Source organism: Amycolatopsis sp. NPDC039088 (assembly GCF_055598845.1).
This window is the reverse complement of the sequence record NZ_JBVKAE010000011.1, coordinates 187605-201510: the sequence shown is the minus strand read 5'-3', so window position 1 is coordinate 201510 and position 13906 is coordinate 187605. Positions and strand designations below refer to the sequence as shown.

Here is a 13906-nt window from a genome sequence, read left to right as displayed (position 1 = left end):
GATGGGTCGGGCAAGGCCTCGGTCCAATCCGCCCCGGCTCCTGTTCCGAATCCCTTTCGTGCACACCAACGGTCAACGCATCGGAGTCATCGGCAGCGGCGTCGCCGGGCTCACGGCGGCCTATCTGCTGCAACGCCGCTACGAAGTGCTGCTGTTCGAAGCCGACGACAGGCTCGGTGGGCACGCGCACACCCACGACGTCCCGAGTGCGCACGGCGGCACCGTCGGTGTCGACTCCGGGTTCATCGTGCACAACGAGCGCACCTACCCGAACCTGCTCCGCCTGTTCGCCGAACTGGGCGTCGCCACTCGCGACACCGAGATGTCGATGAGCATCCGCTGCGACGGCTGCGGCCTCCAGTACGCCGGCTCCAAAGGCCTCAAGGGCCTGTTCGCCCAGCCGCGTAACGTCACCCGCGGGCGCTACCTGCGGATGCTCGCCGACGTCAAACGCTTCCATCTGCACGCGAAACGCGTTCTCGAATCACCCGAGGCGGGAGACGTCACCCTCGGCGCGTTCCTCGCGATCGGCGGGTACTCGAAGTACTTCGTCGACCACTTCATGCTCCCCGTCGTCTCGACCGTCTGGTCGGCCGACCGGAACGACACACTGTCCTACCCCGCGCGCTACCTGTTCGAGTTCCTGCGCAACCACGGGATGCTGTCGGTCGGCGGGTCACCGGCCTGGCGCACCGTCGAGGGCGGCTCGCGCGAGTACGTCGAACGGGCCGCCAAACAGCTGACCGCCGTGCACCTGTCGACGCCGGTGCGCTCGGTCGAGCGCACCGCGCAGGGGATCGAGGTCCGCGACGACGCCGACACCCGCCACCGGCTCGACAAGGTCGTCCTGGCCACGCACGCGGACCAGGCGCTGAAACTGCTCACGTCGCCGACCGCGGCCGAGCGTGAGGTCCTCGGCTCGTTCCGGTACTCCAGCAACGAGGCGTGGCTGCACACCGACACCGGCGTGCTCCCGACCACCGAATCCGCGCGGGCGGGCTGGAACTACGCGATGCCTGCCTGCGGTGCCGACAACGGCGCGGTCCAGGTGTCCTACGACATGAACCGTCTGATGCGGCTCGACGAGCCGACCGGCTACGTCGTCACGCTCAACCCCGGTACCGCCCCCGACAGCGGTTCGGTAGTGGCCAAGATGACCTACGAACATCCGGTCTACACGCCGGAATCCGTCGCCGCCCAGCGGCGTCTGCCCGAACTCGACGACGACACGGTCGCCTACGCCGGCGCCTACCACGGCTGGGGCTTCCACGAGGACGGCTGCGCGTCCGGTGTCCGCGCGGCCGAGAACTTCGGGGTGCGCTGGTGACCGTCATGGCCGTGCTCTACGACTCCACGGTGGCGCATGTCCGGCGCGCCGACCCGCCGCTCTCGTTCGCCCACCGCGTCTATCTTTGGCTGGTCGACCTCGACGCGCCGCCGAAGCTGCCGTGGTGGCTGCGCCCCTTCGCCCGCTTCGACCCACGAGACCATTTCGCGCCCGACGACACCTCCAGCATCCGGTCCAAAGTGGACCGCTGGCTCGCGGCACGCGACGTCGACCTGAAGGGCGGCCGGGTGCTGATGCTCGCGGGCGCGCGGACGCTCGGCCACAACTTCAACCCGATCAGCCTCTACTGGTGCCACCGGCCCGACGGCGAACTCGAATGCGTCGTCGCGGAGGTCCACAACACCTACGGTGGCAGGCACGCGTACCTCCTGCGCCCCGACGCCCACGGGAACGCCCACGCGGACAAGGAGTTCTACGTCTCGCCGTTCCAGTCGATGGACGGCGAGTACCGGATGGCGGTACCGCGTCCGGGGGCGCTGCTCTCGGTCCAGATCGCCCTCCGGCAGGGCGGGCGGACCCCGCTGACGGCGTCCCTGCGCGGTGTGCGGCGGCCCGCCACCACCAAGCGGCTGGCGCGTCTGCTGCTCACCCGTCCGTTCATGCCGCACCGGGTCTCCGCGCTGATCCGGCGGCACGGGGTCAGACTGTGGCTGAAGAAGGCACCGCTGACCCCTCGTGCACCGCAGACCGCCGGAGGCAGGCTTGATGGATGAATCGGCACGTCCACGCCGGATGGCGCCCGTTCCCGGAACGGGTGACGAACCGGCCGGGCCGACGGCCGAGGACCTGCTCGTCCGGGTCGCGAAGGGGGACGAGCGGGCCTTCGACGCGCTGTACGACCGGCTCGCCGGCCCGATCCTCGGCCTGGTGCGGCGAATCCTCCGCGACTCCGCCCAGTCCGAAGAGGTCACCCAAGAGGTCATGGTCGAGCTGTGGCGCACGGCCACGCGGTATTCGCCGGACCGGGGGAGCGCCTTGAACTGGGCCATGACGCTGGCGCACCGCCGCGCCGTCGACCGCGTCCGTTCGGCACGGGCCAGTTCGGACCGCGAGGTCAAGGCGACCTTCGAGGCCGCCCGCGCGCGACCCTTCGACGAGGTCGCCGAGGCCGTCGCGGCCCGCTGGGAACGGTCGCAGGTCCGCCGCTGCCTGACCAGCCTGACCGAGCTGCAACGGGAATCCGTGCTGCTCGCCTACTACCAGGGATATACCTATCGCGAGGTCGCCGAGGTGCTGCAGACCCCGCACGGGACCATCAAGACTCGACTCCGGGACGGCCTGATCAGGCTCCGGGACTGTTTGGGGGTGATGGCATGACGATGCCCGAAATGCACACGCTCACCGGGGCATACGCCGTCGACGCGTTGTCCGAAATGGAGCGTGCCCAGTTCCAGCGGCACCTCGGCGAGTGCGCCTCGTGCGCCCAAGAGGTCCTCGAACTGCAGATGACCGCGACCCGGCTCGGCGCCGCGCTGGCCGAAGACCCGCCGCCGGAACTCAAGCGCCGTGTGCTCGCACAGGCGATGGCGACCCGGCAGCAGCCGCCGAAGACGCGCTTCGAAACCGGAGAGCGCGTCAAGGGCCGCAGGCGCGCGCCGCGCTGGGCGATCGGGGCGGCCGCCGCGGCGATCGTCGGGCTGGCGGGCACCGCCGTGTTCGGTGGCATCGCCTACGAGAACCACACCCAGCTGACCGCCGCGCGGGAACAAGCGGCGCAGTACGCCCAGCGCTACGAGCCCGTCGCCGAGGTGCTCTCGGCGGCCGATCTCAGGACCGGGCACGCCGAAGCGTCCGGCGGGGGCGGCGGCACCGTGATGATGTCGCGCGCCAAGGACAAGCTCGTCTTCATGGCCGCACAGCTGCCGAAGAACGATCCTGGCCGGATCTACCAGGCGTGGTTCATGTACCCGGGGACCGCGCCGAAGCCCGCCGGGCTCATTTCCGGTGGTCAGGACGGTGCGCTGCTTGTCGCCGACGGGATCGCCGGGGCCGAGAAGTTCGCGCTGAGCGTCGAACAGGCGGGTGGTTCGGCCACCGGTTCACCGTCGAAGGACGTCGTGATGGTCATGTCCATGCCGACCTGATCCGGCGGCCAATACCAGGCCGCCGTCCGGCGCTTCCACGGGGTCTCGGTCTTGCGTTCGCGAACATGTTGTGGCAAAACACTTTTGCGACACACGGCGTGGCTACTGGATTCGAGCCAGCCTGGTGCATACCGTCCTGCTTCAACGTCGGCAGTTGACATAACTCTCAATCTGAACTTCAGCTCGAGGGTTTCGGCTCCAGGCTCAGCGACCGGCGGGCAGCACGAGCACACACGATCAGGAAGGCGGCTCCGATGACGCCCCCGCACAACTACCTTGCGGTGATCAAGGTCGTCGGTATCGGCGGCGGCGGAGTTAACGCCGTGAACCGCATGATCGAGGTCGGCCTCAAAGGTGTCGAGTTCATCGCGGTGAACACCGACGCCCAGGCACTGCTCATGTCCGACGCCGACGTGAAACTCGACATCGGCCGGGAACTGACCCGCGGCCTCGGTGCCGGCGCCGCCCCCGAGGTGGGGCAGAAGGCCGCCGAGGACCACCGCGAAGAGATCGAAGAGGTCATCAAGGGCGCCGACATGGTGTTCGTGACCGCGGGTGAGGGCGGTGGCACCGGCACCGGTGGCGCGCCGGTCGTCGCCCAGATCGCCCGCAAACTCGGCGCGCTGACCATCGGCGTCGTCACCCGCCCGTTCACCTTCGAGGGCAAGCGCCGCAGCAAGCAGGCCGAAGACGGCATCCAGCAGCTGCGCAACGAATGCGACACCCTGATCGTCATCCCGAACGACCGGCTGCTGCAGCTGGGCGACATCGGCGTCTCGCTGATGGACGCCTTCCGCTCGGCGGACGAGGTGCTGCTGTCCGGTGTCCAGGGCATCACCGACCTGATCACCACGCCGGGTCTGATCAACCTGGACTTCGCCGACGTCAAGAGCGTCATGTCCGGCGCGGGCTCCGCGCTCATGGGCATCGGCTCGGCGCGCGGCGAGGGCCGGGCGATCCAGGCGGCGGAGAAGGCGATCAACTCGCCGCTGCTGGAAGCGTCGATGGACGGGGCGCACGGCGCGCTGCTGTCGATCGCGGGCGGATCGGACCTCGGCCTGTTCGAGATCAACGAGGCCGCGTCGCTGGTGCAGGAATCCGCGCACCCCGACGCCAACATCATCTTCGGGACGATCATCGACGACTCGCTCGGCGACGAGGTCCGGGTCACCGTGATCGCGGCCGGTTTCGACGCGGGCACGCCGACCCACAAGAAGCTCGACCCGTCGACCTTCGGCTCCCGGTCGAACTCGACCGCGTCCGCACAGGCTGGCCAGGTCAACGGTGGCGGGGCGACGCCGGTGCAGAGCCCGCCTTCGGGTGCCACGCCGGTTCCGTCGACCGGCTCCAACGGCTACCCGGTCCCGCCGACGCGCCCGCATTCGCAGATGTCGTCCTCCCGGAGCGAGGGCAACGGCTCGATGACCGGCGGGCTCCCGCAGCCCGGCGGTGGCTCGCGCGGCTACTCGCCGATCGGCTCGAACTCGACCCACGGCAGCCTGCCCGGTCGCGCCACCCCGGTGCACGACGACCCGTCGGACGACGAAGTCGACGTGCCGCCCTTCATGCGCCGTTAGTTTTATCGCGCTGCCGCTATCACGCTGCCAGGGCGCCCATTCAGGGAGAAGGTACATTCTCCCTGAGGGGGCGCCCTGCCATCGTGATAGCGGGGCCTGTCGGCCAAAAGGCGCGACTTCAAAAGATCAAAAGACCTTGGTCGCCTCAGCCGAGGTCGCCAGGGAGGCAAGTCTTGCGGGTACGGCGGGTCGTCACGACAAGGGCGGGCGGGGCATCCCGGCCGCCTTACGACACCTTCAACCTCGGTGACCATGTCGGTGACGACGCGGGTGACGTCTTCGCCAACCGCAAACGTCTCGCCACCGAACTCGGCCTCGCCGAGGACAGGCTGGCGTGGATGGAGCAGGTCCACGGCCGCACCGCGACCATCGTCGACGGCTCCGAGACCGCCGCGGCGGAAGCGACCGACGCCCTCGTGACGGCCGAGACCGGTCTCGCGCTCGTGGTGCTCGTCGCCGACTGCGTCCCCATCATGCTGGCCGACGTCGAAGCCGGTGTCGTCGCCGCCGTCCACGCGGGCCGCGTCGGCGCCCGGGTCGGCGTGGTCCCCGCCGCGATCGAAGCGATGCGCTCGCTCGGCGCGGAACCGGGTCGCACCGAAGCCCTGCTCGGCCCCGCGATCTGCGGTGACTGCTACGAAGTCCCCGCCGACATGGCCGCCGACGTCGAGAAACACGTACCGGGCAGCGCCTGCAAAACCCGCAAGGGCACGCCGGGGCTCGACCTGCGCGCCGGGCTCTGGCGGCAGCTCGCCGACCTCGGCCTCGGCAAGATCGGCGTGGATCCGCGCTGTACCAACGAAGACAAGACCCTGTTCAGTTTCCGCCGCGACGGCACCACCGGCCGGATCGCGGGTATCACCTGGCTGGACGCGTCGTGAGTGACACCCGCGAGGAGGAACTCGCGGCCAACCTCGCCGAAGTGGAAGAGCGGATCGCCGCCGCGTGCAAGGCCGCGGGCCGGGAACGCGACGAGGTCCGTTTGCTCGCGGTCACCAAGACCTTCCCGGCGCTCGACGCCGCGCTGCTCGCCGACCTCGGCGCGCTCGACCTCGCCGAGAACCGCGACCAGGAGGCGGGAGCGAAAGCCGAAGAGGTCGCCGCCCTGCGTCCGGAGGCCCGTGTCCGCTGGCACATGGTGGGCAGCCTCCAGCGGAACAAGGCCCGCTCGGTCGTGCGCTGGGCCGACGAGGTCCAGTCCGTCGACTCCGAACGGCTCGCCGACGCGCTCGCGAAGGCGACCAGGTCGGCGCTCGATTCCGGGCAACGTGATCACCCGTTGGACGTCCTCATTCAAGTAAGTCTCGATGACGATCCGAAGCGCGGGGGCACTCGGCTGAACGAACTGGACCGGCTGGCGGAGCGGATAGTCCATGTGGGTGATCTTCGCCTCCGTGGGCTTATGGCGGTGGCCCCGCTGGGTATTGACCCCGCTGAGGCGTTCGAGAAGCTTGCTTTCGCCTCGGAGCGTCTACGGGAAGATCACCCAAATGCCCGTGAACTCTCCGCCGGAATGAGCAATGATCTCGAGCAGGCGATCGCGCACGGCTCGACGTGTGTGCGTGTCGGAACCGCGCTGCTCGGTGGGCGCGGTTTAGCCTCGCCTTAGGGAATACCGTTTCGTCGCTACGGGGAGTGGCGACGAAGGCGGGGGAGCACGGTGCGGGACGCGGCTAAGGCTAGGGAGAGGCATGAGCGCGCTGCAGAAGCTGAAGGCCTACTTCGGGATGGTGCCCGCGGACGAAGACGGCTATGACGACGAGGAAGGCTACCGGCGAGGCTACGCCTCAAAGGACTACGCCGACGACGAGTACGACTACGACGACGAGCCAGTTGCCCGGTCGCGGGGTGGACGCTACCGGGAAGTCGACGACACTTATGACGAGCCCGTCACCCGGACTCGGTCACGCTCCGTGGTCAGCCCGGAGCCGGCGGTCCACGGGGCACTGGCGATCGATCGCCAGCCCGAACCGGTCGCCCGGCTGCGTCCGGTCACCGAACCGGTCCGTCCGGCCGTTCGTGACCCGTTGAGCCGGATCACCACGTTGCACCCGACGAGCTACGCCGAAGCGCGGGCGATCGGGGAGCACTACCGCGAAGGCATCCCGGTGATCATGAACCTCACCGAGATGGAGAACGCGGACGCGAAGCGTCTTGTCGACTTCGCGGCCGGTCTCGCGTTCGCGTTGCGCGGGTCGATGGACAAGGTCACCAACAAGGTGTTCCTTCTCTCACCGCCCGATGTGGACGTCACCGCGGAAGACCGTCGGCGGATTGCCGAAGGCGGATTATTCCTGCGCGGCTGATCACCCGGTGACCGCTGAGCGCAGCCGGATGTGATTTTGTCGACTCATCGGCATCTGCCGCCCGTCAGCTGCGTCTTTTGACGCGGGGCATGGCAGAGTGGTTACGTGAATGCTGTGTTGCTGGTCGTCTGGTACGTGCTGTTCGCTTTCTGGCTCCTGCTGACGGCACGGATCGTCGTCGAGCTCGTGCGTGCTTTCGCTCGCGAGTGGCATCCTGCCGGAGGGGTTGCGGTAACGCTCGAGACCATCTACACAGTGACCGACCCACCGGTTCGTCTGTTCAGACGAATCATCCCGACCGTACGAATCGGCGGCGTCGGACTGGACTTATCGATTATGGTGCTGCTGTTGGTTGTGTTCTTCGCGATGCAGCTGACAACGCCAGGGTGATTTTCGGGGAAGCCCGGGTGGACCTGCAGGCCATGGAGTGCGTGAGGTGATCTGATGTCGTTGACCCCCGCTGACGTGCATAACGTCGCGTTCAGCAAGCCGCCCATTGGCAAAAGGGGCTACAACGAGGACGAGGTGGACGCGTTCCTCGACCTGGTGGAGACCGAGCTTGCCCGGTTGATCGAGGACAACAACGAGCTGCGGCAGCAGGTCGAGCAGCTCGACAACGAGCTCGAGACCACCCGTGGTGAGCTCGAGAACGCCAAGGCCGGTGCCGTCGGGCCGCCGCCACAGGTACGTGACGAACCGTCGCGTCGCCTGGCGCCGGTACCGCCGCCGCAGTCGGCGATGGAGCAGACCCAGGCCCATTCGATGGTGCCGGACAATGGGGAACCCAACGTCCAGGCCGCGAAGGTGCTCGGGCTGGCCCAGGAAATGGCCGACCGGCTCACCGCCGAGGCCAAGACCGAGTCGGACGGCATGCTCGCCGAGGCTCGTACCAAGTCCGAGCAGCTGCTTTCGGACGCGCGATCCAAGTCGGACTCGATGGTGAACGAGGCGCGCACGCGTGCCGAGACCATGCTGAACGACGCGCGAACCCGTGCCGAGACCTTGGAGCGCCAGGCGCGCGACAAGGCGACGACCATGGAGCGCGAAGCTCAGCGCAAGTACACCGAGACCATGAACAACATGAACGCGGAGAAGGGCTCGCTGGGCAAGAAGATCGAGGAGCTGCGCACGATCGAGCGGGAGTACCGCACGAGGCTGCGTGGGTTCCTCGAGTCCCAGCTGCGTGAGCTCGACGACCGCGGTTCGGCCGCTCCCGCTTCGGCGTCCACGTCGAACTCGGGACAGTCGGCATCGTCCTCGGGCGGTGGACAGGGCTACTCGTTCGGTCCCCGCGCCGAAGCGGGCTGACGGCTCTCGGTCAACGCATGGGAACGGCCTCGACACTCTCCGGAGGGTCGGGGCCGTTCCGCTTGTCCGTCATGTTGTAATTCACCGTGCTCTACATCGTCCTGGTACTGGTACTGGCGGCTCTGGGGCTGCTTGTCGCGGCGCTCATCACCGCGAACTCCCTGTGGGCCTGGATCTCCATCGGCCTCTCCGTAGTCGCCGGGTTGCTCCTGGTCTTCGACTGGCTGCGTCGCCGGAAGAAGCGTTCGGCCGAGGACGCCGCTCCCGTCGAAGAGGCGGCGGACGATCCCGCCGACGAAGCGGACGAGCCCGAAGCGGGTGATGAAGAGGAGAAGCCCAAGGACGCCGAGCAGACGGTCTTGATGCCGACCACCGGTGAACTGGGCGACACGGAAGAGGCCGCCGAGCCTCAGCGCAACGGCGATCCCGGTGAAGAGGAGAGCGATCCCACCGATGTGGCGATCGTCTCCGAACTGGAGACCGAGATCGTCGTCGTCGACGAATATCCGCGGTATCACGTGACCACCTGCGCGTGGCTCGAAACCCGGGACACCATTCCGCTCGGCATCGGGGAGGCGCGGCAGCTCGGGTTCACCCCGTGCGCGCTGTGCACGCCCGACGCGGAGATCGCCGGGCAGCACCGCGACAAGACCTAGACGTCCCTGAGCGACTGAGCCGCCTCGCCGACCGCGACGACGTCGGCCGCGATCATGTCGAGCACCAGGCGTTGTTCGTCGTCGGCATTCGACGGCACCGGGATCTCCGCCGCCTCCCCGGTCCCGAGCGCGCGGGCGGCTTCGCCCACGGCGGCCGCGGCTCCTGCCGTTCCGGTGCGCAGCAAGAGTGACGAGGCCGTGACGGAGAGGCCACGCAAGGCTTCGGCGGCGTTCTCCAGCGCGTCGAGCTGTCCGGGCGCGGGTTCCTTCGTGCCCGGTTCCGCGGCGAGCAGACCGTGCTGCGCGACCGCGGCGGCGCGGAACTCGCGGCCGAGCGTCCGCGGGTCGACGTCGTCGCCGCGCAGTTTCCGCCCGACCGAGCCGAGCAGCGTGCGGGTGGCGTCGACCGCGGTGCCGAACCGTTCCGCGGGACCGGGTTTCGGTACCCCCGGGATCGCGGCGAAGCCGAACAGCAACGCGATGGCGCCGGCGAGGACCATCAGAAGCAGGTACTCGACGAGCACGTATCGCGGGTCGAGGTGTTTGGTCGTCGCGTTCATGCCGACGGACATCAGCACCATGCAGCCGTTGAAGATCGTCGGCCGCGTCCGCATGACGGAGAATCCGCCGAGCAGCGCCACGAGCCCGATCGGCAGCAGAAACCCTTGCGGCAGAAGCCAAAGGACGAGCGCGAGGACGACGGCGCCGCCGAGGGAGCCGCCGATGCGCTGCCAGGCCTTGCTGAGGCTGTCGTGCCATTCCGGTTGCATGATGGCGAAAGTGGCGAGCAGGAAGGACACGGTGAGCGGGTCGCCTGGCCGGAAACTCGCGACGACGAGCGCCAGCGCCACCCCGAGCCCGCAGCGGAGCGCGTGCCGCAACTGCGGTGACTGCCAGGAAAACGCGCCGCTCAGCTCGATGCGACGCAGTTCGTTGCGGAGTCCTTTCGGAACGTCCACACGTGACTCGTCGCGTTCGGCCGCCGCCGCCCGGACGGTTTCGAGGGCGTCCCAGAGCGCGGTGACCAGCCTTGCCGTGGCACCGGGTAGTTCGGCGGGTTCCTCACGCCGCATCGGTTCGACTTCGTCCGGTGCTCCCGGATTTCGGATGACGTCGGCGAGCCTGACGGCTTCTTCCCTGGCGGCGTCGAGTGTCCGGGCTATTTCGGGATTGTCGAGGCGTTTCCCGCGGATCTCGAGCAACCCGGTGGCCGCGCGATACCGGAACGTGCCACCGAGGACCCTGCCGGTCCAGCGGCGGGGCCGGTCCGCGAGCCAGAGCCTCGCCGCGCGTTCCTGCGTTTCGGCCGTCCCCGTGGCGAGCGCGTCCGCCAGCGCCTCGCGGGTCGGCTTGGCCGGGTCCTTGGCGCCCATCAGCACCCGCAGCACCAGAATGACCCCCACCGCGAGCGCGGGCGCGCCCAGGATCTGCCCGGCCGACGCCGACCCCGTCAACTGGAAGCCGTAACCGAACAACGACGCCATCCCGAGCCCCAGTCCGACCGTGACGAACCGGGCGCCGAGCACGGGCAGCAGACCGGCGACGACCACGATCACCACCAGCAGCCCGATCGCGGCCCACTGCGAGACCTCGCCCAGCAATCGCGGCACGCCGACCGCGAGGACCAGCGACGGCGCGAACCACGCCAGCAGCCGCAGATCCGCCCAAAGCGGCCCGCCGACCGCCGCGATGAGGCAGAAGAGCGCCGTCAGCGCGGCGAGGATCGCGGCGTTGCCCAGTCCCAGCAGGAAGCCGAGGCCGCTGACGCCGCCGAGGACCACCAGCAGGACGATGAGGAGTCCGGGCCCTTTCATCGGGCCTCGCAGTTCGGCATACCCGTCAACCTAGAGGCGGTGGCGGGGACGGCAACTCGAGGGTGGGCCTTGACGCAATTCAGTACTTGCGACTTCGGTATTTCTGAGGCTTCTTCGTCGACCCCTGTCTTGGATTCAAATGGACGGCGGAGGAAGATGTATGGTCGCCGATGCAGATCGCACGCCGGTTGCGGTTCGAGTATCCGTTGGATCATTCGCACTGGGTGTGGCTCAAACCGATCGAAGCGTGCAGAAACGTGTTGCCAGACTAGAGGCGGCGCACTCGCCGGCTGAAATCACCTGTAGTCTGAATATGCGATAGCACACCTGTTTGAACGCCGGTAACGTTGGGGTCGTGGCCAGCGAAAACAGTCCCCAGGCGGTGCGCTCCGAGTGGTGGCGTGTCGATACGGCGACGCTGCATGCCCGCAAACAGGAAATCGAGGTTCTGAAGCGGCAGTTGGAGGCGGAGCAGTACGCGATCTTGGCGGAAATCAATGCCCGCGGTGTCCGTGGATGCAGTGGTCATTCGACGTTGGCGGCGTTGATTTTCGAGGACTTTCAGGTGACGGACAAGGAAGCCGGAGTTCGTGCTGACCGGGTCCTGGCCCTGTATCCCGGACCGGCTATCGGCGGAGATCCCGAGCCGCCACGGGCACCGCTGACCGCCGAAGCCGCGGCTGAAGGCGCGATCGGCGGCAGTCAGATCGACGCGATCATCCGCACCCTTGCCCGGATCCCCTCCACCGTCCCGGAAGAGGACGTGCGGGGCGGGGAGAAGATCCTCGTCGATCTGGCCCGCCGCGCCGGGCCTCGGCAGATCGCCCGTGCCGGGCGACGGCTCTTGGACAAGCTTGATCCCGATGGGAAAGAGCCGCGGAGTGAGGATCCGAAAGACACGCGGCCGGAGTTGCGGTTCGTGAAGCATCGTGACGGCACTCTCGGGCTGAAGGCCAGGCTGGATCTTGAAACGTATGCGCGGTTGAAGTCCGACCTCGATCCGATGGCGAAACCGCACAAGGCCATCGACGGGGTCCGGGACTCCCGTACCCAGGACGAGCGTTATGGGGATGCGTTCACCGACTATGTGCGGTTGAAGACGACCAGCCGGAATCTGCCCGGCCAGGCCGGGGAGGCCACCCACATCCTCGTCACCATGTCCTACGACGACCTCATGCGGGACCTCGGCGAAGCACACCTGGATCTCGTCGGGCCCATCAGCGCCACCGACGCCCGCATCCTCGCCTGCGACGCCCGCGTGCGACCCGGCGTTTTGGGCACCGCGGGTGAACCGCTGGACATCGGCCGATCCAAACGGACAGTGTCACTGGCCCAGAAGTACGCGTTGACCATCCGCGACGGAGGCTGCGCCTTCCCAGGCTGCGACATGCCCGTACCCCGCTGCACCGCACACCACATCGTCTTCTGGCGACACCACGGCGAAACCAAAATCGACAATCTCGTGCTGCTCTGCACCCGGCATCACCGGCTGATCCACCACAGCGAATGGAAAGTCCAAATCGCCCAAGACGGACTACCCGAATTCACCCCACCCACCTACCTCGGCCCCGCCGGCCAACCCAGACGCAACACGATGCACCTCAGGGCATAGATCGACCGGCCAGGGGTGGACCATGCCTTTAGTCAGCTGCACGCGGGGTCCGTCGCCATTTTGTGGCGACGGCCATGGCGGCACAGCCGTAGCGGGGCCGGCCCGGGGTTGTCCATGAAGGAATCAGGACACTCAACGATGCTGTTGGTTTATTCGGGTTCGGGCGGTTTCGCGTGATCAGACGGAGGACACGCGTGTCTGGACGGACGGCACGCGTGCAGCCGGGTTCCGCCGCGTGTCGTCTGTCTGGACACAGGTGCCCTCCGTCTGATCACGCGTGTCGTCCCTTCAAGCACACGAGATCGCCATCCGATCACGCAGGTCCTCCCTCAGAGCGCGCGACGACCAGGGGATCCTGCGCTCAACACGAATACACCAACAGCATCACTCAACGTCCCAATTCCTTCATGGACGTGGGCACCAAGAACGCTGCCCCCACCACTGAAGTCTCACCAAGGACATCAGTCCCACAAGAAACGGTTCACGTACCAACCCAGCCCACCCCTCGCCGGAAGTCTCAAGCCACGGACACGCCACTCTGGGGTGCCCCTCATTGGACCGATTGTGTATAACGCCCTACACGTCCGGCCGTCGTCGCCGAAACTGTCGGACCCTCAAGACACACTGCGCCCGTGAACTCTGCGCCGGCGAAGACAACCTGGGTCGAGTCCCTCGGCGGCCCGCTCATCATCGTCCCCGTCTCGGCCTTGGCCGACTGGAAGGGGAGTGCGGAAGAAGGTGAAGGCCAGGACGACTACGACCGTGCCTGCGCGGTGAACGCGCTCGCGGGCGCCGTCCCCGTCGGGGAAGCGCTGGGGCTCGTCCTCGGCGACGATCCGGCGACCACCTGCTACCTCCCGGAGCGGCAAGCCTTCCTCCGCTGGCTGGCCGCAGACTCCGAGGCGGACCTGCTCGCCGAAGCCGCCCGGCTCTTCGCCGACCCCGAAACGCCGTGGGAGGACTGCGGCACCTGGGAGGCCGACGGTCCCGCCGTCCTCATGGACTCGGTGACCGCGGGCGCCGAACTGGGGGTCGAGTATCCCGCCGGCGGGATGCCGGAACAGGCCGAGGTCGCGATCGAGCGGGGGCGCTTCCGGGTGCGGGCCGTCCACACGAAGGGCGGGGCCGCCTGGGTCGGCCTGGTCCAGCTCATCCCCGAGTCCCCGAGCGTGAACCGTGAACCGTGAACCGCGCGAGGCCG

Annotated in this window: 14 protein-coding genes; 13 read left to right on the top strand and 1 reads right to left on the bottom strand. The window is 68.0% G+C overall.

Going from position 1 to position 13906, the window contains the following annotated elements; genetic code table 11:
• Position 1 precedes the first annotated feature (1 nt).
• From ACZ7KI_RS16980 to ACZ7KI_RS16930, 11 genes are all read left to right on the top strand, one after another.
• Complete coding sequence (locus ACZ7KI_RS16980; RefSeq protein ID WP_470274046.1) at positions 2 to 1327, top strand: NAD(P)/FAD-dependent oxidoreductase; 1326 nt, start codon at positions 2 to 4, stop codon at positions 1325 to 1327.
• Between the two features lie 5 nt (positions 1328 to 1332).
• Positions 1333 to 2061: a DUF1365 domain-containing protein gene (locus tag ACZ7KI_RS16975; RefSeq protein WP_470274083.1), complete on the top strand. Its 729-nt coding sequence runs from the start codon at positions 1333 to 1335 to the stop codon at positions 2059 to 2061.
• Complete coding sequence (gene sigK / locus ACZ7KI_RS16970; protein WP_470274045.1) at positions 2054 to 2665, top strand: ECF RNA polymerase sigma factor SigK; 612 nt, start codon at positions 2054 to 2056, stop codon at positions 2663 to 2665. The genes ACZ7KI_RS16975 and sigK overlap by 8 nt, the downstream gene beginning before the upstream one ends.
• Positions 2662 to 3432: an anti-sigma factor gene (locus ACZ7KI_RS16965; protein WP_470274044.1), complete on the top strand. Its 771-nt coding sequence runs from the start codon at positions 2662 to 2664 to the stop codon at positions 3430 to 3432. Before sigK ends, ACZ7KI_RS16965 begins: the two co-directional genes overlap by 4 nt.
• Positions 3433 to 3686: 254 nt before the next feature.
• The gene (gene ftsZ, locus ACZ7KI_RS16960; protein WP_470274043.1) at positions 3687 to 5009 is read left to right on the top strand and encodes a cell division protein FtsZ; all 1323 of its coding nucleotides are present in this window, start codon (positions 3687 to 3689) and stop codon (positions 5007 to 5009) included.
• A gap of 173 nt (positions 5010 to 5182) precedes the next feature.
• Positions 5183 to 5890, top strand: coding sequence for a peptidoglycan editing factor PgeF (gene pgeF, locus ACZ7KI_RS16955; RefSeq protein WP_470274042.1), 708 nt, complete (start codon positions 5183 to 5185; stop codon positions 5888 to 5890).
• The gene (locus tag ACZ7KI_RS16950; protein WP_470274041.1) at positions 5887 to 6618 is read left to right on the top strand and encodes a YggS family pyridoxal phosphate-dependent enzyme; all 732 of its coding nucleotides are present in this window, start codon (positions 5887 to 5889) and stop codon (positions 6616 to 6618) included. Before pgeF ends, ACZ7KI_RS16950 begins: the two co-directional genes overlap by 4 nt.
• An 82-nt stretch (positions 6619 to 6700) precedes the next feature.
• Positions 6701 to 7315, top strand: coding sequence for a cell division protein SepF (locus ACZ7KI_RS16945; protein WP_470274040.1), 615 nt, complete (start codon positions 6701 to 6703; stop codon positions 7313 to 7315).
• Between the two features lie 114 nt (positions 7316 to 7429).
• On the top strand, positions 7430 to 7705 hold the full coding sequence (locus ACZ7KI_RS16940) for a YggT family protein (RefSeq protein WP_061983245.1): 276 nt from the start codon (positions 7430 to 7432) through the stop codon (positions 7703 to 7705).
• 54 nt (positions 7706 to 7759) lie between these two features.
• A complete protein-coding gene (wag31, locus tag ACZ7KI_RS16935; protein ID WP_470274039.1) occupies positions 7760 to 8623 on the top strand; it encodes a DivIVA-like cell division protein Wag31 in 864 nt (287 codons plus the stop codon).
• Positions 8624 to 8709: 86 nt separating this feature from the next.
• On the top strand, positions 8710 to 9279 hold the full coding sequence (locus ACZ7KI_RS16930) for a hypothetical protein (RefSeq protein ID WP_470274038.1): 570 nt from the start codon (positions 8710 to 8712) through the stop codon (positions 9277 to 9279).
• On the opposite strand, the gene ACZ7KI_RS16925 is transcribed toward ACZ7KI_RS16930, so the two are convergent.
• Entirely contained in the window at positions 9276 to 11093 is a 1818-nt protein-coding gene (locus ACZ7KI_RS16925; protein WP_470274037.1) for an FUSC family protein, read from the bottom strand. The two genes, ACZ7KI_RS16930 and ACZ7KI_RS16925, sit on opposite strands and share 4 nt — an antisense overlap.
• A gap of 355 nt (positions 11094 to 11448) precedes the next feature.
• Here ACZ7KI_RS16925 and ACZ7KI_RS16920 point away from each other — a divergent pair, with 355 nt between their 5' ends.
• Together ACZ7KI_RS16920 and ACZ7KI_RS16915 are read left to right on the top strand one after the other, a co-directional pair.
• Positions 11449 to 12705 carry an HNH endonuclease signature motif containing protein gene (locus ACZ7KI_RS16920; RefSeq protein ID WP_470274036.1) on the top strand — a complete coding sequence of 419 codons (1257 nt, stop codon included), beginning with the start codon at positions 11449 to 11451 and terminating at the stop codon, positions 12703 to 12705.
• 632 nt (positions 12706 to 13337) lie between these two features.
• The gene (locus tag ACZ7KI_RS16915) at positions 13338 to 13892 is read left to right on the top strand and encodes an Imm21 family immunity protein (RefSeq protein WP_470274035.1); all 555 of its coding nucleotides are present in this window, start codon (positions 13338 to 13340) and stop codon (positions 13890 to 13892) included.
• Positions 13893 to 13906: the final 14 nt, after the last annotated feature.

What these genes read in the sequence shown, in the direction of transcription:
- ftsZ (WP_470274043.1), top strand. Translation starts at nt 3,687, where the DNA reads ATGACGCCCCCGCACAACTACCTTGCGGTGATCAAGGTCGTCGGTATC.
- sigK (WP_470274045.1), top strand. Translation starts at nt 2,054, where the DNA reads ATGGATGAATCGGCACGTCCACGCCGGATGGCGCCCGTTCCCGGAACG.
- ACZ7KI_RS16925 (WP_470274037.1), bottom strand. Translation starts at nt 11,093, where the DNA reads ATGAAAGGGCCCGGACTCCTCATCGTCCTGCTGGTGGTCCTCGGCGGC.
- ACZ7KI_RS16965 (WP_470274044.1), top strand. Translation starts at nt 2,662, where the DNA reads ATGACGATGCCCGAAATGCACACGCTCACCGGGGCATACGCCGTCGAC.
- ACZ7KI_RS16980 (WP_470274046.1), top strand. Translation starts at nt 2, where the DNA reads ATGGGTCGGGCAAGGCCTCGGTCCAATCCGCCCCGGCTCCTGTTCCGA.
- ACZ7KI_RS16945 (WP_470274040.1), top strand. Translation starts at nt 6,701, where the DNA reads ATGAGCGCGCTGCAGAAGCTGAAGGCCTACTTCGGGATGGTGCCCGCG.
- wag31 (WP_470274039.1), top strand. Translation starts at nt 7,760, where the DNA reads ATGTCGTTGACCCCCGCTGACGTGCATAACGTCGCGTTCAGCAAGCCG.
- ACZ7KI_RS16975 (WP_470274083.1), top strand. Translation starts at nt 1,333, where the DNA reads ATGGCCGTGCTCTACGACTCCACGGTGGCGCATGTCCGGCGCGCCGAC.